Raw genomic sequence first — 19,279 nt, forward strand, 5'->3', positions numbered from 1 at the left:
CGGGCAAAGGCGACCTCTTAGAACCCTCTTAGGACCCGCCGCGAGGGTGGGGCCATGACCACCACACCCACCACACACACCGGGCAGCGCCTGTCCGTCGTGATCGGTGCGGGCGGCACCGGCGGCCACATCTATCCCGGGCTCGCCCTCGCCGACGCCCTCCGACGCGCCGTGCCGGACGCCGAGGTCGCCTTCGTGGGCACCACCCGCGGCCTGGAGACCCGGCTCGTGCCCGACGCCGGGTACCCCCTGCACACCGTCGACATGATCCCCTTCGACCCCGCCCTCGGCGCCCGCCGCTGGCTGCTGCCCGCCGACCTGCTGCGGGCCGGCCGACAGGCCCGGGAGGTGCTGCGCGCCCGCCGCGCCGACGTGGTCGTCGGCATGGGCGGCTACCCCAGCGCCCCCGCCGTGCTCGGCGCCCGCATGGCGGGACTGCCCGCGCTGATCCACGAGTCCAACGCCGTCCCCGGCCGCGCCAACCGGTTCGCCGCCCGGCTCACCCCGCACATCGCCGTCGCCTTCGACCACAGCCGCGACCACCTCGCGGGCGGCGCCGACGCCGTCACCACCGGCATGCCGATCTCCGCCGCCCTGGCCGGACTCGCCGAACTCCCCGCCCTCGAACGGACCCGGCTGCGCCACGAGGCCCGCACCGCCCTCGGCGTGGCCCCCGGCCGCCGGCTGATCGTCTTCAACGGCGGCAGCCTCGGCGCGGTCCGCCTCACCGAGGCCGCCGCCGAGCTCGCCTGCCGCTGGCAGGACCGCGAGGACGTGCACCTGCTCGTCAAGACCGGGGTCTCCGGCTCCGGCGACGCGCTGACCCACCTCACGTCGGACTGCGGCGGCGGTCGCGTGGCCCGCGTGGTGCCCTACCTGGACCGCATGGACCTCGTCTACGCGGCCGCCGACCTCGTGGTCTGCCGGGCCGGCTCCGCCACCATCGCCGAACTCGCCGCCACCGGCGTGCCCGCCGTCCTCGTCCCCTACCCGCACGCCCCCGGCGACCACCAGACGCACAACGCGCGGGTCCTCTCCGACGCGGGCGCCGGGCTGCTGCTGCCCGACGCCGACACCACCGGCGAGCGCCTCGCGGCCCTCCTGGAACCGCTCCTCGCCGAACCGCACCGCCTCGCCGCGATGGCCGGCGCCGCGGCCCCCGGCCCCCACGCCCGTGCCGCCGACCTGCTGGCCGACCACGTCCTGCGCCTGGCCGGCCGGGCCCGGCCCGCGAACCCCGCCCACCCCACCTCCCTGGAGCACGCGTGAACACCCACACCACCACCGCGGCGGCCCCCGCCACGACCGGCACCGACGCGATCGACTGGCGCGACCGGACCGTCCTGGTCACCGGCGCCGAGGGCTTCATCGGCTCCACCCTCGTGGACCTGCTCGTGGCGCGCGGCGCCCGCGTCCGCGCGCTCGTGCACTACAAGCCGTACGCCGAGAAGGGCCACCTCGCCCGCTACCTCGGCGACCCCGACGGGCCCGTCGAGATGTGGGCCGGCGACCTGCGCGACGCGGGCCGGATCAGCGACGCCGTCGCCGGCTGCGACACCGTCTTCCACCTCGCCGCCCTGATCGGCATCCCGTACAGCTACGCCGCGCCCGGCGCGTACACGGCGACCAACGTCGTCGGCACCCAGCACATCGCCGAGGCCTGCCGCCGGCACGGGGTGCGGCGACTCGTCCACACCTCCACCAGCGAGGTGTACGGCACGGCCCGCACCGTGCCCATCTCCGAGGACCACCCGCTCCAGCCGCAGTCCCCCTACTCGGCGTCCAAGATCGGCGCCGACATGACGGCGCTCTCCTTCCACCACGCCTTCGAGCTGCCGGTCGCGGTGGTCCGCCCCTTCAACACCTACGGCCCCCGCCAGTCCGCGCGGGCCGTCATCCCCACCATCCTGTCCCAGCTGCACGCCGGGTCGAGCGAGGTGCGGCTCGGATCGCTCGCCCCCACCCGGGACTTCACGTACGTCACCGACACGGCCGAGGGCTTCCTCGCCGTCGCCGGCTGCGACCGGGCGATCGGGGAGGTCGTCAACCTCGGCAGCGGGCGGGAGATCTCGGTCGGCGACCTGGCGACGGAGCTGATCGCCGCCTCGGGCCGGGATGCCCGCGTGGTCGAGGACCCCGCGCGGCTGCGGCCGGGCGGCAGCGAGGTCATGCGCCTGCTGTCGGACAACTCCCGGGCCCGGGAATGGGCGGGCTGGACACCGCGCGTCTCCCTGCGCGAGGGCCTGCGCCGCACCTCGGAATGGGTCGAGGCCCACCCGCACCTGTTCGCCTCGGACCGCTACCAGGTCTGACCCGGAGCGGACTTGCCGCTGTCAAGATTGCGCGGTCGGTCCTTCGATCCGTGAGTTCCGGCCATCGGGCCTCTCCCGTGGCGGTGCGCCAGCACGATGGTTGTTCCGGTGAACGGTGAACTCACCGGTCCAACCTGGCGAAGGATGTGGTTCTCGTGCGGCGATCAAGATGGATGTCCTTGACGGGCGCTGTGCTCCTGGCGGTCACGGCACTGAGCGGTTCGGCGGCAGCGGCACCGGCACCGGCAGGCGCGCCTTCCGCCGCTTCCGACTGCGGTGATCCGTACTATGCGTCCCTCTCCGAGGGGCACGCCTGGATCCGGCTCTGCGACAGCAGGACGTGGGCGTGGGCCGACGTGACCGATGACAAAGCGGACGGCAGGTGCCCGAGGCTGACGGCGCAGCTGATCTCCGGTGGGCACATCCACTCCGAGGGGGTGGGCCCCAAGGGCTCGACCCAGTACCGACGGGTGACGGCTCCCACCGGCAACCCGATCTATGTCGCGGGGCTCACCTGGGTCAGCTGCTGATCTCCCGCGGAGGCCCGTAGGGGCCTGCGCGGCCGGGGCCGGTCGTGCTCTCCGCGGGTGCGGAGAGCATGCTGGGAAGACGCCGTACGGGCGGTCGCGGCTAGTCTGAGCCGGTGACCGGAGCCGAGCTGGATGAGCTGATCGTTCCCGACAGCGTCGCGTTGCGCGCGTGGCTGCTGGACAACCACGCGGCCTCGCCCGGCGTGTGGCTCGCCCTGACACGGAAGGGCGGCTCCGTCACCACGCTGACCTGGCAGCAGGCGGTCGACGAGGCCCTGTGCTTCGGCTGGATCGACGGGCAGGCACGCAAGCGCGACGAGGAGAGTTCCTGGCGGCGGTTGACCCCGCGCCGGCCCCGCAGTGTCTGGTCCCAGCGCAACGTCGCCAACGTGGCGCGGCTGGAGGCGGCGGGCCTGATGACGCCCGCCGGCCTCGCCGCGGTGGCTGCCGCCAGGGCCGACGGGCGGTGGACGGCCGCCTACGCCCCGTCGTCGGAGGCGGAGGCGCCGGCCGACCTGCTGGCCGCGATCGCCGCCGAACCGGCGGCACAGGCGATGTTCGAGGTGCTGACCAAGACGAACCGCTTCGCCCTCATCAACCGGATCAACGCCGTCAAGCGACCCGAGACGCGCGCCCGGAAGGTCGCCGAGTACGTGGCGATGCTGGCCCGGCACGAGACCGTCCATCCGCAGCGGGCCAAGCCGGCGCACCCGCCGACGCCGTGACGGAACGCCTGCCGGAGCGTACCGGCGAGCACCACGACGGGGACGGGGCCGGCCGCCGACAGCCGGCTCGCCGTCTGGCGTGTCAGCGCAGGGCGAGTCGCATGAGGACGCGAGGATGACCGGCGAGACGCCCTGTCCGCGATGACCGGCCCGTACGCGGAGGCCCGGCGCGGTGGCGGGGGCGACGGCTCGGCCGGGGCCGATGACGGCCGTCCGGTCATGCGCGGCGGTCCTCGGTGCCGAGGCGCCGCTCGATCCGGTGGAGGGCCTGGAGGAGCTCTCGGACGTCGGCCTTGTCGGCGGTGCGGTCGTCGTCGTTGAGCCGGACCAGGACGGTGCCGCCCGGCGTGAGGACGACGAGGTCCGTCTCGGAGACGGAGTCGCCGCCCTGCTCGTGGATGGCCACGTCGAGGTCGCCGCGTCTCAGCCCCTGTCTGCGCATCGCCCGGTAGTTGTACCGTCCGTCGGCCGCGAGGACCGAGGGGGTGCCCTCGAAGAGCCAGCTGACCCAGCGGAAGGTCGTGGCGTAGCGCAGCAGGACCGCGTTGACGGTCAGCAGGACCACGGCTCCGAACAGCCCGCCGACCAGGGAGTTGTCGGGGCCGATCACGGCGTTCTGCACCACGTTCGACAGGAGCAGCATCACCACCAGATCGAACTCGTTGAGCTGCGCGATCCCGCGTTTCCCGACGACGCGGAACAGCAGGATCAGCGCGAAGTACACCACGATCGTACGGATGGCCTTCTCGGCGTAGGGAATGCCGAGGGCCGTCATGTCGTGCCACATCGCTGCCGCGTCCCCTGTCTTTCCGGACATCATGGCCGCACCTCGCGGGGACCGCTCCGGACGGTCGCACCGTCTCGGGTTTCCCGGAGGGAGCCCGCGCGGCGTGCGGCGGCGTCGGTCTGGGGCATGGGCCGGCGTCGTCCTTCCGGGTGGGGGCGGCATCCGCCCGCGGTGGCGACCGGGCCGGTGACGGCGGAGGTCCCGCTCAGTCTGCGGCGCGTCGTCCGGGTGGCGGCGTGGTGCCGGGCCGATTGGTACGGGTGGCTCAGCCCGGTCACACGTTGGCGGTGCCCGGCGGTCCGGCCGTGCGCGGGCCGGTGCGGTCCGGCCGACGATGGCGGTACCGTCCGGCGGCGTCGCCGCCGTCCCCTTCTCCGAGGAACGCCATGGCCCTGCACAAAGCCGATCACGTCTCGCGCTCCGGTGGGGGCGAGGACGTGTACGCCCTGCCGATCAGCCAGGAGACCCTTCCGAAGTACCGGATGCCGGAGTCCACCTCGCAGCCGGTCGCGGTGCGACAGCTGATCTTCGACGAGCTGGCGCTGGACGGCAACGCCTCGCAGAACCTCGCGACGTTCTGCACCACCTGGTCCGAGCCCGAGGTGCACGAGCTCATGGACGGGTGCCTCAACAAGAACATGATCGACAAGGACGAGTACCCGCAGACCGCGCAGATCGAGAACCGCTGCGTGCACATCCTCGCCGACCTGTGGAACTCGCCGGCCGGCGAGACCGCCATGGGCTGCTCGACCACCGGGTCGAGCGAGGCCGCCATGCTGGGCGGCCTGGCCCTGAAGTGGCGCTGGCGCAAGAGCCGGGAGGCCGCGGGCAAGCCCGCCGACAAGCCCAACATCGTCGCCGGACCGGTCCAGGTGTGCTGGGAGAAGTTCGCCCGCTACTTCGACGTCGAGCTGCGCCAGGTCCCGCTGGAGGCGGACGCGATCGGGATGCGCGCGCATCAGCTGAAGGAGTACGTCGACGAGAACACCATCGGTGTCGTCGGGATCCTCGGCGTCACCTATACACCTGCGCGTACGAGCCGATCGCGGAGTTCTGCGCCGAGCTGGACCGCATCCAGGAGGAGAAGGGCTGGGACATCCCGGTCCACGTGGACGCCGCGTCCGGCGGCTTCATCGCCCCCTTCCTCCAGCCCGACCTCGTGTGGGACTTCCAGCTCCCGCGTGTGGCCTCGATCAACGCCTCCGGTCACAAGTACGGCATGGCGCCGCTCGGGGTCGGCTGGGTCGTCTGGCGCACGCCCGACCTGCTGCCCGAGGAACTGGTCTTCCGGGTGTCCTACCTGGGCGGCGACATGCCGACCTTCGCCCTGAACTTCTCGCGCCCGGGCGGCGAGGTCGTCGCGCAGTACTACAACCTGCTGCGGCTCGGCCGGGAGGGCTACCGCCACGTGTACGAAGTCTGCGCGAGGACCGCGCAGGGGCTCGCCAAGGCGATCGGCGGCCTGGGGCCCTTCGAGGTCCTGTACGACGGCGAGGGCGCGCTGCCGGCGGTGTCGTGGAAGCTCGCCGACCCGGAGAAGTCCCCGTTCACGCTGTACGACCTCACCGACCGGCTGCGCGGGCGCGGCTGGCAGGTCCCGGCCTACCCGCTGCCCTCCCACCGCGACCGGACGGTGATCCAGCGGGTCCTGATCCGGCACGGCACGGGCTACGACAAGATCTCGCTGCTGGTCGACGACATCCGCACCGCGGTCGAGCACCTGTCGAAGGCCCGGGACCACGTCGCCGAGCAGCCCGGGTTCCACCACTGACGGCCGCCGGGACGCGGTCTTCGGGCCCCGGCTCCGGCTCGCGTCGGGCTCCGGCGGCGCGAAGCGCGCCGCCGGAGCCCGACGCGAGCCCCTGGGCCTGTGATGACCGCCGCGAACCGCACCGGAGGCGTCCGCACCGGCCTGTGGGGCTTCGCCGGAATCGGCTTCCTCGCGGTCGCTCGCGCGTTCGTGGTTTCCCCGATTCCCAGCCGGTGCGGTTCAGGGGTTCAGGGGTTCAGAGGTTCAGGAGTGCGGATAGGTGCTGGAGACGGTGCTCCCGTTGAGGTCGTAGCCGATGCCGTCGTCGGTGGCGACGCTCTCGCCGTTCATCCGGCGGGGGCTGATCCGGTGGCTCTCGGCCCACAGCGCGCCCGCCTGGCCCGCCGGGACATGCAGGTCCATGTGCATGGTGTCCGTCTGCATCACGGCGACGGAGGTGGTCGTCGCGTACCCCAGGGTGACGCTGTGGTTGACGCCGATCTGGCCGCCGACACTGCCCTTGTCTTCGGAACCGATGGACACGCCGAGGGAGAAGCCGACGTCGATGTTGTAGTCGGCCGAGAAGGTGCTGCTCTGGCTGTCGGAGACGCCGACGGCGACGTCCTCGTACGGGTCCTGGTCGGTGTCGCCGGTCGTGTTGTCGCGGTAGAGGACCCGGTGGTAGCGGACCTGCCGTTCCAGTGTGTAGAAGGGCGTGTCGGAGACCTGGTGGGCCGCGTCCTTGCCGGGGTCGTGGATGGCGCTGCAGGGCACGATGACCCGGTGGTCGGTCACGGGCTCGGTGTACTCGGGCGGCTCGGCCGCGCTGGTCAGCGACGGCTTCGGGGCCACCTGGCCGGTGCTCTCGCCGATGGTCGGCACCTTGAGGACGTACACGGTGTTCGAGGGCGTGTTGTAGGTGCCGACGCCGAGGTACGAGTTGACCGCCATCAGCATGGTGGAGCCGTCGTTCCAGGCGTCCTGGCCCTGCGGGATGGCCACGACGTTCCAGCAGGCCAGGTCCATCTGGGCGCCGCTGCCGTCGTCGTTCCAGATCCGGGAGCCGATCGTCGCGGCGTGGACGTAGTCCTCCCTGACGCAGCGGAAGGTGTCCACGCCGTCGCCGCTGCCCGGCGCGTAGTAGGTGTTCAGGTGTGCCTGGGAGCTGAAGGCGGGGCCGAGCGACATGTATCCGGACGGCGCGTTGGCGTTCCAACAGGAGCCCCACATGTCCGCGCCGGACTTGTCGTCGTCCCACACCTTCGACCAGCCGGTGGGAGCCTTCAGGATGTCGGACCCGTCGGGGACCTTGAACATGGGGGTGGGGATGGACGGGGTGGTGTTCCAGGCCGCGACCATCGTCCCGCCGAGCCAGTACCAGGTGCCGCCGTCCGCCTTCATCTGGTCGGTGGGCAGCGGGTAGTAGAAGGTCCCGTTGTAGTCGGACTTGGCGCCGTTGTTGTCGTACACCTTGTGGTACGAGTTGGTGAAGGCGACGGTCAAGTCGCCGAAGGTCATCTTCCAGTTCGGTGTCAGTGCCACGGGCCGATCCCTCTCGGTCGCTCCCCTGCGGGGATGCCAGGCGGTGCGTTCCTGCGCGCGGAACGCACCGACCCTAGGACCCGGCGGCCCGCGCGGATACGGAGCCTCGGCGGGAGCCCCCCGCCCGCGGCGTGAAGTCGCCCCGGCCGTCCCGTGCGACCAGGGGAGGGGCCGTGCACCGTCGGCCCGGCGCGCGTGCGAACGGCCGGATCGCGATGCGCCGCCGATCGGAAGCCGATAACTGTACTTTTCGTACGGTATGGTGAGGCTAGATTTCGACTGTTTTAGAGGTATGTGTACATGAGTGTGGACTCGAAGCGGCGCTGGCTGCTGCTCGCGGTCGTGAGCGCGGGACTGCTGCTGATCACCCTGGACAACTCCATCCTGTACGCGGCGCTGCCGACGCTCGTGGAGGACCTGGGCGCGAGCAGCTCGCAGGGCCTGTGGATCATCAACGCCTATCCGGTGGTCATGGCCGGGCTGCTGCTGGGCAGCGGCACGCTGGGCGACCGGGTGGGGCACCGGCGGATGTTCCTGATCGGGCTGGTGGTCTTCGGGTTCGCCTCGCTGGCGGCCGCGCTCTCGTCGAGCCCCGAGGCGCTGATCGCGGCCCGGGCGTTCCTGGCCGTGGGCGCGGCGGCGATGATGCCCGCGACCCTGGCCCTGATCCGGGTCACGTTCCAGGACGAACGCGAGCGCAACCTCGCCATCGGCATCTGGGGCAGCATCGCGGTCGTGGGCAGCGGGCTCGGGCCCATCGTCGGCGGCGTCCTGCTCAACAACTTCTGGTGGGGGGCGGTGTTCCTCATCAACGTGCCCGTCGTCATCGCGGCGCTCGTCGGCACGCTGCTCCTCGCGCCGCCCAATGACGCCGACCCGTCCAAGCGCTGGGACCTGCCCTCCTCGCTGCTCTCGCTCGTCACCCTCGTCGGTCTCGTGATCGCGATCAAGGAGACGGCGAAGGCCGACCGTGCCCCGCTGGTCATCGCCGTCGCCGTCCTCGCGGCCGTCGTGGGCGGCTGGGCGTTCGCCCGCCGGCAGCGCCGGCTGCCCTACCCGCTGCTGGACTTCGCGATCTTCCGCAACCCGGCGTTCCTCGCCGGTGTGCTGGCCGCCGGGCTGGCCCTCTTCGCCATCGCGGGCATGCAGCTGATCACCACCCAGCGCTTCCAGCTCGTGGAGGGCTTCACCCCCCTGCGCGCGGGGCTCGTCGTCGCCTCCGTCGCCCTGGGGGCGCTGCCGTCGGCCCTGATCGGCGGCGCCATCCTGCACAGGGTCGGCCTGCTGCCCGTCATCGCGGGCGGTCTCGCCCTCGGCACGGCCGGCACCGCCGTGGTCCTGACCAGCTTCGACACCAGCACGGCGCTGCTCGTGACCGGCCTCGTGATCACCGGCGCGGGACTCGGAGGGGCGATGTCCGTGGCCTCCAGCGCCATCATGGGCAACGTGCCCGCCCGCCGGGCCGGCATGGCCTCCTCCGTCGAAGAGGTCTCGTACGAGTTCGGCAGCCTCATCGCGGTCGCCCTCCTCGGCAGTCTCCTGACCGCCGTCTACAGCGCGACCGTCGAACTGCCCGCGGGAGTGCCCGAGCGGGCGCGCGACAGCATCGACTCCGCGCTCGCCCTGGCCGGCGACACCCACCCCGCGCTGGTCTCGGCGGCCTCGCAGGCGTTCGACAGCGCCTACTCCGCCGTGGTGACCGTGGTCGTCGCCGTCCTCGCCGTCGGCACGGTCGTCACCGGCCTGCTGCTGCGCCGCTACGGCCCCGGAACCGCGATGACCGCCTCCGCGCACCACTGAAACGGCGCCACCGCCACCGGATCACCGGGACCGTACTACTGGGACCTCACCACCGAGACCGGATCGCCGAGACCGGATCACCGAGACCGCACCGGGAGCACGCATGCGGACCAGCAAACGCATCCAGATCCTCGAAGCGGCTGCCCGTGTCGTGGAGCGCGAAGGGGTCAAGAGCGTCACCTTCGACTCCGTCGCCGCCGAGGCGGGCCTGACCAAGGGAGGTCTCGTCTACCACTTCGCCTCCCGCGACGACCTCGTCCGGGCCATCCACCAGCACCTCGCCGACCAGTGGGAGGCGCAGCTGGTCGCGGCGGCGGGCAAGCCGGCCGCCGAGGCCGGTCCCGCCGAGCGCCTGACCGCCTACACCCGGGTGGCCACCCAGAGCGCCACCCGGGCCGAGCTGCTGCTCATGCTCGAAGGCGCGACGACCGCCGAGCACCTGGCTCCCTGGAACGCCGTGATCGAACGGTGGGCGCCACCCCCGCCCGCCCCCGCCGAAGGCCCCGACACGCTCGACCGCTTCGTCGCCCGCCTGGCCGCCGACGGACTCTGGCTGTACGAGTCCCTGACGGCCGAACGCCTCGACCCGGCGCTGCGGCGGGCCGTCGCCGAACGCATCGCCGAGACCCTCGACCACGACGTCCGCTGACCACGCCGCTCGGGCGCGGAACATGCCGCTTTTCGGCCTAATCACCGCCTTCCCGCCCGTGCGGCCGTCACGCTGTGGGGTCCGGTCCCGAGCCGGGACCGTGGATCGGAGAGCAGCGTGGCGAGACGGCGTTCCGTGTTCCGGTCGGCCGGAGTGGCACTGGTCGCGGCCGTGATCGTGGCCATCGCGCTGACCCTGGTGGATCTCGCGTTCGCCTTCCGGGTCTACACCGGCACCGGCATGACCGGCGGCCACGCCGACAGCGCCAGCCGCGGCGTGGACGCCCTGTTCTCCGCCGTCCACGCCGCCGACGAGGACCGGGCCAGGGCCCCCGCCGCCGAGAGGGGGAGGCCGGTGCCGGCCTCGTACCGGATCCGGATCGAGGCGCTGGCCGAGGGCATCGACGGCGACGCCCGCTCGCTCGGGCTGGAGGCGGAGAGCGCCGCGCTCTCCGCCGCGCTGACCGACTGGCTCGCCCGGCCCGAGGCCGGTCTGCACTCCCTCCTGACCGCCGCCGACGTCCTGGCCGTCGCTCTCGACGAGCACAAGGCGCAGGACCGCGCGGACGCCGTCGCCGCCCAGAAGGCCCTGCTCACTCTCCATCTGGCCTGTGTCACGGCTCTCCTGCTCATCCTCGGCGGCCTGGCCCTCGCGGTGTGGCGCAGGATCGTCCTGCCGCTCGCCGACCTCGAATCCCACCTGGGACGCACCGCCGCCGACACCGCCCCCGCCACCCGCATCCCGCACCGCCCCACCCCATGGCTCGGCGGCATCCTCGGCCAGGCCGAGCACACCCTGTGGGTCCTGAAACAGTCCCAGTACCAGGCCGGCCGGGACCGCGAGGCCCTGCGCACCGACGCGGCGGCGTCCGCCGGAGTACGGGCCATCCTGAACGCCCGTCATTCCCCCGGGGCCGGTGTCGTCACGGACGGGCGGATCCACACGGCCGAGGGCGTCATCGCGGGCGACTTCCTGGACGTCCTCCCCCTGCCGGACGGCACCACGGTCCTGCTCCAGGGCGACGTCGCCGGCCACGGCACCCATGCCGGGCTGCTCGCCGTCCAGATCAAGAGCGCCGTCGTCGCGGTCCTCCGCCTCGACCCCGACCCCCGCGCGGCGGCGGCCGCCGCCTGGGCCGTCGTCGCTCCCGAGGACGAGCGCTTCACCACCCTCGTCATCGCCGTCCTCGACCCCCGGGGCGAGCGCCTCGCCTGGCTGAACGCCGGCCACGAGATCGTCCTGCTCCGCCGCGCCGACGGCACCGTCGAGGAACTCGGCACCACCGGCCCGGTCGTCGGCCCGTTCCTCACCGACCCCGACGGCGTGTGGGACGTCCGGCACCGCGCGCTCGCCCCCGGCGACCTGGTCGTCCTGGCCACCGACGGCCTCACCGACGCGCGGGACCGAGGCGGCGCCATGCTCGGCCGGGACGCGGTCACCGCGACCGTGGCCGGCGCGGGGGCCGACCCGCGGGCGGTCGTCGGCGCGCTCTACCGGGCCATCGAGGACCACGGCGCCGACTGGGAGCGCGACGACATCACCGTCCTCGCCGCGGCCGTCGAGGAACACGACGACCGGGCGCCCGTCGCACGCGACACCCCCTAGGTGTAGTGACCGGCGACGTCGGCGAGGAGGCCGAGGGTGCCGGGGTGGTGGGAGAAGGCGCCCGTCAGCGGGCCGGGTCGCGAGGGGTGTCGTGGTCCGTGGCGGGGGTGAGGGCGATGACGGCGATGTCGTCGCTGAGCCGGGGTGTCCAGGTCATGACGTCGGCCATCAGGCGGCGGACCAGGGTTTCGGGGCCGGTGAGGGGGAGCCTCGCCGCTCGTCGGACCAGCGGGTAGAACCTGCCGTCGGCGTCGCGGGCCTCGGTCAGGCCGTCCGTGTACAGGAGGAGCGCGGTGCCCGGCGGCAGGGGGACGGGCGTGGGGGCGGGGCGGTCTTCTCCGTCCAGCATGCCGAATCCCAGGGGGAGAAGGGCGGGCAGCTCGACTTCGTGGACGTCCCCGGGGGCCAGGGCCAGGGGGGCGAGGTGTCCGTGGTTGAGGGCGAGGGCGTGATCGCCGCCATCCGGGTGCTCCAGCAGGAGCGCGGTGGCGAAGAGCTCGGTGTCTCCGCGCGCGGTCGCGGCGCGCTGGAGCTGGCGGTCGAGGCGGGCGGCCAGCTCGGTCAGGTCGGGTGTCTCGTGTGCCTGGCTGCGGAAGCAGCCGAGCACGTCCGTGACGGTCTGTACGGCCTGCAGACCCTTGCCCCGGACGTCCCCGATGAGGAAGCGGGTGCCGTAGGGGGTGTGAAGTGCCTCGACGAAGTCGCCGCCGACGCCGGTGTCGTCGGTGGCGGGGCGGTAGAGCCCGGCGATGTCGAGGGTGCCCAGGCGGGAGGGCAGGGGGCGGAGGACCGCCTCTTGGAGGGCCTCGGCCGCGGACCGGGTGCGGGCGTAGCGCTCGGCCTGTCTGCCCTGGGCCCAGACGGCCAGGCCGACGATGACGCCGACGGTGAGGAAGGCGGTCATGGACAGGGGGCGGCGGGCGTGCTGCTCGTCGGCGATCATGGACACCAGGAAGTACTGGGCGGCGGCGGCGGAGGCGACCGAGATCGCCACCGCGGAGCGCCCCAGGACCACGGCGGCCAGGGCGGTGGTGGTCACGGCGATCCACAGCACCTCGTACAAGGCCGCCGCCCATTGCGGCGCGGAGAGCCCGGTCTCGTAGGGCAGGGCCGTGATCGCGGAGCCTCCCAGCACGATGGCCACGGGATACGCGGCGGCGCAGGCTCCGGCCGCTCGCGCCGGTGCCCAGGTGAGGAATCCCGCCAGGCACGGCACCTGCGCGAGGACGGTGCCGAAGGCCATCAGCGCGGTGAGGGCGGTCGCCACCGCGGTCGCGGCGAGGGGCCCGGTGGGGAGCGCCGTCAGGAAGGCCATCGACACCGCGGCGAACGTGAGTCCCAGTGAGGCGCCCGAGGTCGCGGTGACCTCCCGCCGGCGTGCGAACAGTCCCGCGGCGCAGACGCCGACGCAGAAGCCGCCCAGCGCTACGGCACTGTGCGCCTGCCCCGCGCCGCGCGCGGCGAGCAGCACGGGTACCACGGTCACCAGAGTGATCAGGAGGAACCCCAGCACCGCTCCGGCGACCGCCACCTGGAACACGGGGGCCTCGGGGGCGCTTCCCGTGGTGGACCTCCGGAGCCTGCCCGGGAGCCGCCGCAGCCGAGGACCGCCCGGCAGGAAGCAGAGCGTCAGCAGCAGCAGGGCCACACCGAGCAGCACCGCTACCTGCAAGTCCGACCAGCCCCGCAGCGGGGTCGCTTGGAGGGTGCCCGCGACGACGACCAAGGCGACGGACGCGACCGGGTAGAAGGGCAGGACGCGCGCCACCGGGGTGCTGGGGCGGTCCCGGGGGAGCGACCGGCGCGCGGCCCACCACAGGCCCGCGGCCCCGATCAGCGGTACGGCCTCCGCCGCCCTGCTGCCGACCTCCCCGGCCGCGACGCGCAGCAGCAGTCCCAGCAGCAGTACTGCCGCGAGCCCCGTGAAAGCACCGCCGATCGCCCGGCCGATCCTTCCCGCGAGGTGCAGGACGCGCACCGAGGCGAGATAGCCGACGACCAGCCCCATCACGGAACCGACCTCCACGGCGCGTCCTGCCCAGTACGTCCACGGGCCCGTCGCGCAGACGAGGAGCAGTCCGCCGGCGACCGTTCCGGCCAGGGCGGTGAGCACGACCCGGCGGGTCCCGTGCGCGTCGACGGCCCGGCCCGCCACGAAGAGACCGGCGATCGCCGCGACGACGCCCAGCACCTGGGCGATGTTCAGCTCGTGGTGTGTCATGCCGAGTTCGGCGCCTGCCTGACTCAGCGTCACGTTGTGCAGGAGCGGGACCAGGACACCGAGGGAGACTCCGCAGCCCAGGACGATCAAGGCCGGTCTGTTCCACTCCGGACCGCCCGGCGCCGTACCCGCTTCGGGCGTCCTGTCCGCACCAGCAGCCATCACGGTCCTCTTTCTCGGCGGTCCGTTCCAGGACTCCAGCAGGAGAGGGTAAAAGTATCCAATGTGTGAAATTGATAGTGAAACACATTCAGCACATGGCAATCTATGACATAGGAGAGAGCGGTCAGGCCGCTGTCACCGCCGCCCGCGCGCCGGGCGCGCTGGCCCGTCCGAACGAACCGGCCATCCCGTGACACGCCAGGAATGCGGCTTTTTGTCTCAATTATCCGTCTGGCCGGGTCGAGCTGGAACGATGGGCGCATGAGCTCCCCGGCTTCTCCTTCCCCTCGACGCCGTGCCCTGGCCCTGGCGCGGAGCGCGCATCTGTGGCTGGCGCCGGCCGTGCTCGCCTGCCTCGTGACCCTGCTGCTGTCCCTGCTCTACATGGGCGGCACCGTCAATCCCGTCGGCAGCCTGCACAAGCTGCCGATCGCCCTCGTCGACGAGGACCAGGGCAACCCGTTGCCCGGGCAGCGGGAGAACCTGGGCAAGCAGTTCACCGACGCCGTCGCCGCCTCGAAGGAGAACGGCGACACCATCGACTGGCGCCGGCTCGACCGCGCGGAGGCGAACGACGCGCTCTCCAGCGGCACCGTGTACGGAGCCCTGGTCGTCCCGAAGGACTTCACCGCGTCCGTCGCCGCCCTCGCCGCCGACAAGGCCCAGGCCCGGCCGATGATCAGCGTGCTCACCAACCCCGCCGCCGGCAGCCTGGGCTCGAGCCTCGCCACGCAGTTCAACGAGCGGGCCGCCCGGGAGGCGTCGCGGCACATCGGCGAACAGCTCGTGGCCGGGGCGCCCGGCGCCGACTCCACCACGCGCCTGCTCCTGGCCGACCCGGTGCGCGTGGTGACGGCGGTCGGCCACCCGATCGGATCGCACAGCGGCCTGGGCCTCACCGCCTTCTACTACACGCTGCTGCTGGTCCTGGCGGGCTTCATCAGCGCCACCATCGTCCACACCCTCACCGACACCTCGCTGGGGTACGCGGACATCGAGCTCGGCCCCCTGCACACCCGCCGCCCCACCGTGCCCGTCGACCGAAGCCAGACGCTCGCCCTGAAGATGCTCATCACCGCGGGCATCTCCGTCCTCACCACGACGCTCCTCATGGTGGCGACGATCACGGTCATCGGCATGGACGCCTCGCACCTGCCCATGCTCTGGCTCTTCTCGTACTGCGCGATCCTCTCCGTCGGCCTCGGCGTCCAGGCGATCAACGCGGCCTTCGGCAGCATCGGCCAACTGGTCTCCATGTTCGTGTTCATCGCCCTGGCCCTGCCCTCCTCCGGCGCCACCGTGCCGCTCCAGGCCACCCCCGGCTTCTACCGCTTCCTCGGCGCCTTCTCGCCCATGCGCCAGCTCAGCTCCGGGGTGCGCTCCATCCTGTACTTCGACGCACAGGCCGACGCCGGCCTGGCACGCGGCTGGACCATGATCGCGATCGGCACCGTCGCGGCGCTGGTGTTCGGCTTCGCCATGACCCGCTACTACGACCGCCGGGGCCTGCATCGCATGACCCCCCAGCCCGACGACACCGCCGGCACCCGCCCCGCGCGGACCGCCTGACGGGCCGGCGCCCGGAAAGGGCGGACGGGGGGCCGCCGTCGGCGAGGCGGATACCTAACCCGGCCCAGCCGGAGCAAACGTCTACGAGATCGACAATGCCGTAACGCTCGGATAGCGATCGTGAGACACCGCAAAGGTGTTACCTCGTCGTTATAGAGCGAGGATTCGCCCGGCTAAAACATCATTTGACACCCCAGCGATACGAACGAAAGCCGATTTCGGGGCCCGCCGACCCTTCGCGCGTAGCAGAGTCCCTCCCGCCGCGAAACCCCTTCGGTCCAGGACGTTCGCGATCTCGCTGGGTAACTTCGGCGCCCATGACCACGGCCCACGCAGCACCCGAACGCGACCGGACGACGCCCCCCGACCTGCCCCCCGGCTGGACCATCGGCCGGCCGGAGGTGGCCGACGGAGCCCGGCTGTGGCGGCTCGCCCGCGACTCGCGGACCCTCGACGTGAACTCCTCGTACAGCTACCTGCTGTGGTGCCGCGACTTCGCCGAGACCTCCGCCGTGGCCCGTGACGCGGACGGCGCGCCGGTGGGCTTCGTGACCGGGTACCTGCGCCCCGACGCGCCGGGGACGCTGCTGGTCTGGCAGGTGGCGGTGGGCGCCCCGCACCGGGGACTCGGCATCGCCGGGGCGCTCCTGGACCGTCTCTGCGCCCACGTCGCCGAGACCCACGCGATCGACGCCGTCGAGACGACCATCACGCCGGACAACGCGGCCTCGGAACGCCTGTTCGACGCCTTCGCCCGGCGGCACGGTGCCCGTGTGGACCGCACGGTCCTCTTCCCGGCGGGCGCCTTCCCGGCGCCCGGCCACGAGGCCGAGGTGCTGCACCGCATCGCGCCCCTGGCCTTCTGACCTCCCCACGCGACCGCCACCGGGAACACCGCGCACCCCCACCCCCCCCACCACCGGAGAACGCCATGACACTCGCCGCCCAGAACGCCCCGACCGTCTTCGAGACCGTGGAGTCGGAGGTCCGCAGCTACTGCCGCTCCTGGCCGACCGTGTTCGAACGGGCCACGGGCAGCCGCCTGTTCGACGAGCACGGCCGCCCCTTCCTCGACTTCTTCGCCGGCGCCGGCTCGCTGAACTACGGCCACAACAACCCCGTCCTCAAACGCCCCCTCCTCGACTACCTCGGGGCCGACGGCGTCACCCACGGTCTCGACATGTCGACGACGGCCAAACGGCGCTTCCTGGAGACCTTCCACGAGACCGTCCTGGCCCCCCGTGGCCTTCCCTACAAGGTGATGTTCCCCGGGCCCACCGGCACCAACGCCGTCGAGGCGGCGCTGAAGCTCGCCCGCAAGGTGACGGGCCGGAAGACGGTGGTCTCCTTCACCAACGCCTTCCACGGCATGTCCCTGGGCTCCCTCGCCCTCACCGGCAACGCGGGCAAACGCGCCGGGGCGGGCGTACCGCTGACCCACACCACCCAGATGCCGTACGACCACTACCTCGGCGGACGGACCCCCGACTTCCTCTGGTTCGAGCGGCTTCTCCAGGACACCGGCTCCGGCCTCGACCACCCGGCCGCCGTGATCGTCGAGACCGTGCAGGGCGAGGGCGGGGTCAACGTGGCCCGCGCCGAGTGGCTGCGCGGCCTCGCCGACCTGTGCCGCCGACGGGACATGCTGCTGATCGTCGACGACATCCAGATGGGCTGCGGGCGTACCGGCGACTTCTTCTCCTTCGAGGAGGCCGGCGTCACCCCCGACATCGTCACCCTCTCCAAGTCCATCAGCGGCTACGGACTTCCCATGTCCCTGTGCCTGTTCCGCGACGAGCTCGACGTATGGGAGCCCGGCGAGCACAACGGCACCTTCCGGGGCAACAACCCCGCCTTCGTCACCGCCACCGCCGCCCTCGACACCTACTGGCGGGACACCGCGCTGCGCGACCGCACCCGGCGGCGGGCCGGCCACCTCGCGGGCGCCCTGGGCGAGCTCACCGCGGGACAGGAGCGGCTCGGCGTGTCGTACCGGGGCCGAGGCCTGGTGTGGGGGCTGGAGTTCCCGGACCAGGGGCGCGCCGAGGCCGTCTGCCGTCGGGCGTTCGAACTGGGCCTGCTGGTCGAGACGTCCGGGCCGCGCGACCAGGTCGTGAAGCTGCTGCCGCCGCTGACCGCCACCGACGACGAACTGGACGAGGGGCTCGGCATCCTCTCCCGCGCCGTCCGCCACACCGCCTGAACAGCCCGCACGAGAGAAAGGCCCATCCCGTGATCGTCCGCACCTTCGACGAGCTGGAGAACACCGAGCGGCACGTCCGGTCCGCCTCCGGCACCTGGGAGAGCAGGCGCATCGTCCTCGCCCGCGAGCGCGTCGGCTTCTCCCTGCACGAAACCGTCCTGTACGCCGGGACCGAGACCTCCATGTGGTACGCGAACCACGTCGAGGCGGTCGTCTGCACCGCCGGCGCGGCCGAACTGACCGACCACGAGACCGGCACGACGTACGCCATCGTCCCCGGGACCATGTACCTCCTCGACGGCCACGAGCGGCACACCCTGCGGGTCAAGGAGGACTTCCGCTGCCTGTGCGTCTTCAACCCGCCGGTCACCGGCCGCGAGGACCACGACCGGAACGGGGTCTACCCGCTGCTCACCGAACCCGGCGACGCCTGACGCCTGACGCCTGACGCCTGACCGTCCGGCGCTCGGCGCCCGACGACCCTCCCGACCCCACGAGAAAGGCCGGCTCCACGATGATCACCGCTCCCGCCCGCCCCGTCGACCCGTACCCCACCCGCGGCTCCGAGGAGGCCCTCGTCGACCGCAAGGAGCCGGTCGTCTGGTCCGAGCCCGGCACCCCCGGCCCCTTCTGGCCGCGCGAGCTGGAGGAGTACGAGCGCGACGGCTTCTTCGCCGTCGACGCCCTGGTGACCCCGGAGGAGGTGGGCGGGCTGCGCGCCGAACTCGACCGGCTCGTCGGCGACCCCCGCGTACGGGAGGACGAGCGCGCGATCGTCGAGCCGCGCTCGCGGGAGATCCGCTCGGTCTTCGAAGTGCACCGGATCAGCGAGGTGTTCGCCCGGCTGGCCGCCGACCCGAGGCTCGTGGACCGCGCCCGGCAGATCCTCGGTTCCGACGTCTACATCCACCAGTCCCGGATCAACGTGAAGCCGGGCTTCGGCGCCAGCGGCTTCTACTGGCACTCGGACTTCGAGACCTGGCACGCCGAGGACGGGCTGGCCCGGATGCGGGCCGTGTCGGTGTCGATCGCCCTGACCCCGAACTTCACCACCAACGGCAGCCTCATGATCATGCCGGGCTCGCACCGCACCTTCCTCGGCTGCGCCGGCGAGACGCCCAGGGACAACTACAAGCGCTCCCTGCGGATGCAGGACGCGGGCATCCCCTCGCGCAAGGCGCTCGGCACCTTCGCCGAAGCGTGCGGGATCGAGCACGTCACCGGCGACGCCGGCTCCGCGGTCTGGTTCGACTGCAACGCCCTGCACGGATCCGGCGACAACATCACCCCCTTCCCCCGCAGCAACGTGTTCCTGGTCTTCAACAGCGTCGAGAACGCGCCCGAACTGCCCTTCGCCGCTCCCGTCCGCCGCCCCTCCTACATCGCCGCCCACGACACCGCGCCCATCGGCTGACCGCCGTGCG

At 72.5% G+C, this 19,279-nt stretch carries 15 protein-coding genes and 1 pseudogene; 13 read left to right on the forward strand and 3 right to left on the reverse strand.

Annotated features, from left to right (window positions below; translation table 11 throughout):
- Positions 1-54: 54 nt before the first annotated feature.
- From ACZ6J5_RS18070 to ACZ6J5_RS18085, 4 genes are all read left to right on the forward strand, one after another.
- Positions 55-1,269, forward strand: a complete 1,215-nt coding sequence (locus tag ACZ6J5_RS18070) for a UDP-N-acetylglucosamine--N-acetylmuramyl-(pentapeptide) pyrophosphoryl-undecaprenol N-acetylglucosamine transferase (RefSeq protein ID WP_469392555.1) — start codon at positions 55-57, stop codon at positions 1,267-1,269.
- Positions 1,266-2,312, forward strand: a complete 1,047-nt coding sequence (locus ACZ6J5_RS18075) for a GDP-mannose 4,6-dehydratase (protein WP_469392557.1) — start codon at positions 1,266-1,268, stop codon at positions 2,310-2,312. The genes ACZ6J5_RS18070 and ACZ6J5_RS18075 overlap by 4 nt, the downstream gene beginning before the upstream one ends.
- Before the next feature lie 356 nt (positions 2,313-2,668).
- Positions 2,669-2,842: a hypothetical protein gene (locus ACZ6J5_RS18080; RefSeq protein ID WP_469392559.1), complete on the forward strand. Its 174-nt coding sequence runs from the start codon at positions 2,669-2,671 to the stop codon at positions 2,840-2,842.
- A 113-nt stretch (positions 2,843-2,955) separates the two neighbouring features.
- Complete coding sequence (locus tag ACZ6J5_RS18085) at positions 2,956-3,567, forward strand: YdeI/OmpD-associated family protein (RefSeq protein ID WP_469392561.1); 612 nt, start codon at positions 2,956-2,958, stop codon at positions 3,565-3,567.
- Positions 3,568-3,784: 217 nt separating this feature from the next.
- On the opposite strand, the gene ACZ6J5_RS18090 is transcribed toward ACZ6J5_RS18085, so the two are convergent.
- Positions 3,785-4,384: a DUF421 domain-containing protein gene (locus ACZ6J5_RS18090; RefSeq protein ID WP_469392563.1), complete on the reverse strand. Its 600-nt coding sequence runs from the start codon at positions 4,382-4,384 to the stop codon at positions 3,785-3,787.
- A gap of 356 nt (positions 4,385-4,740) precedes the next feature.
- On the opposite strand from ACZ6J5_RS18090, the pseudogene ACZ6J5_RS18095 reads away from it, so the two are divergent.
- Positions 4,741-6,125: pseudogene (locus ACZ6J5_RS18095) on the forward strand (glutamate decarboxylase).
- 243 nt (positions 6,126-6,368) lie between these two features.
- Here the strand turns inward: ACZ6J5_RS18095 and ACZ6J5_RS18100 are convergent.
- Positions 6,369-7,646 carry a Vps62-related protein gene (locus ACZ6J5_RS18100; protein WP_469392564.1) on the reverse strand — a complete coding sequence of 426 codons (1,278 nt, stop codon included), beginning with the start codon at positions 7,644-7,646 and terminating at the stop codon, positions 6,369-6,371.
- 300 nt (positions 7,647-7,946) lie between these two features.
- On the opposite strand from ACZ6J5_RS18100, the gene ACZ6J5_RS18105 reads away from it, so the two are divergent.
- From ACZ6J5_RS18105 to ACZ6J5_RS18115, 3 genes are all read left to right on the forward strand, one after another.
- Positions 7,947-9,446 (forward strand): MFS transporter, encoded by a 1,500-nt coding sequence (locus ACZ6J5_RS18105; RefSeq protein ID WP_469392566.1) that lies wholly within the window; start codon positions 7,947-7,949, stop codon positions 9,444-9,446.
- A gap of 103 nt (positions 9,447-9,549) precedes the next feature.
- Complete coding sequence (locus ACZ6J5_RS18110; protein WP_469392568.1) at positions 9,550-10,095, forward strand: TetR/AcrR family transcriptional regulator; 546 nt, start codon at positions 9,550-9,552, stop codon at positions 10,093-10,095.
- A 153-nt stretch (positions 10,096-10,248) separates the two neighbouring features.
- Positions 10,249-11,700, forward strand: coding sequence for a PP2C family protein-serine/threonine phosphatase (locus ACZ6J5_RS18115; RefSeq protein ID WP_469392570.1), 1,452 nt, complete (start codon positions 10,249-10,251; stop codon positions 11,698-11,700).
- Positions 11,701-11,764: 64 nt separating this feature from the next.
- On the opposite strand, the gene ACZ6J5_RS18120 is transcribed toward ACZ6J5_RS18115, so the two are convergent.
- Positions 11,765-14,083, reverse strand: a complete 2,319-nt coding sequence (locus tag ACZ6J5_RS18120; RefSeq protein ID WP_469392571.1) for a SpoIIE family protein phosphatase — start codon at positions 14,081-14,083, stop codon at positions 11,765-11,767.
- Between the two features lie 261 nt (positions 14,084-14,344).
- Here ACZ6J5_RS18120 and ACZ6J5_RS18125 point away from each other — a divergent pair, with 261 nt between their 5' ends.
- The 5 genes from ACZ6J5_RS18125 to thpD all read left to right on the forward strand — a co-directional run bounded on the left by ACZ6J5_RS18125 (position 14,345) and on the right by thpD (position 19,269).
- Complete coding sequence (locus tag ACZ6J5_RS18125; protein WP_469392572.1) at positions 14,345-15,652, forward strand: YhgE/Pip domain-containing protein; 1,308 nt, start codon at positions 14,345-14,347, stop codon at positions 15,650-15,652.
- A gap of 317 nt (positions 15,653-15,969) precedes the next feature.
- Positions 15,970-16,518: a diaminobutyrate acetyltransferase gene (gene ectA / locus ACZ6J5_RS18130; protein ID WP_469392573.1), complete on the forward strand. Its 549-nt coding sequence runs from the start codon at positions 15,970-15,972 to the stop codon at positions 16,516-16,518.
- A 65-nt stretch (positions 16,519-16,583) separates the two neighbouring features.
- Positions 16,584-17,855, forward strand: a complete 1,272-nt coding sequence (gene ectB / locus ACZ6J5_RS18135; protein WP_469392575.1) for a diaminobutyrate--2-oxoglutarate transaminase — start codon at positions 16,584-16,586, stop codon at positions 17,853-17,855.
- 29 nt (positions 17,856-17,884) lie between these two features.
- Positions 17,885-18,289, forward strand: a complete 405-nt coding sequence (locus ACZ6J5_RS18140) for an ectoine synthase (RefSeq protein WP_469392577.1) — start codon at positions 17,885-17,887, stop codon at positions 18,287-18,289.
- Between the two features lie 80 nt (positions 18,290-18,369).
- The gene (thpD, locus tag ACZ6J5_RS18145; RefSeq protein ID WP_469392579.1) at positions 18,370-19,269 is read left to right on the forward strand and encodes an ectoine hydroxylase; all 900 of its coding nucleotides are present in this window, start codon (positions 18,370-18,372) and stop codon (positions 19,267-19,269) included.
- Positions 19,270-19,279: the final 10 nt, after the last annotated feature.

This window comes from Streptomyces sp. NPDC042100 (genome assembly GCF_055582325.1).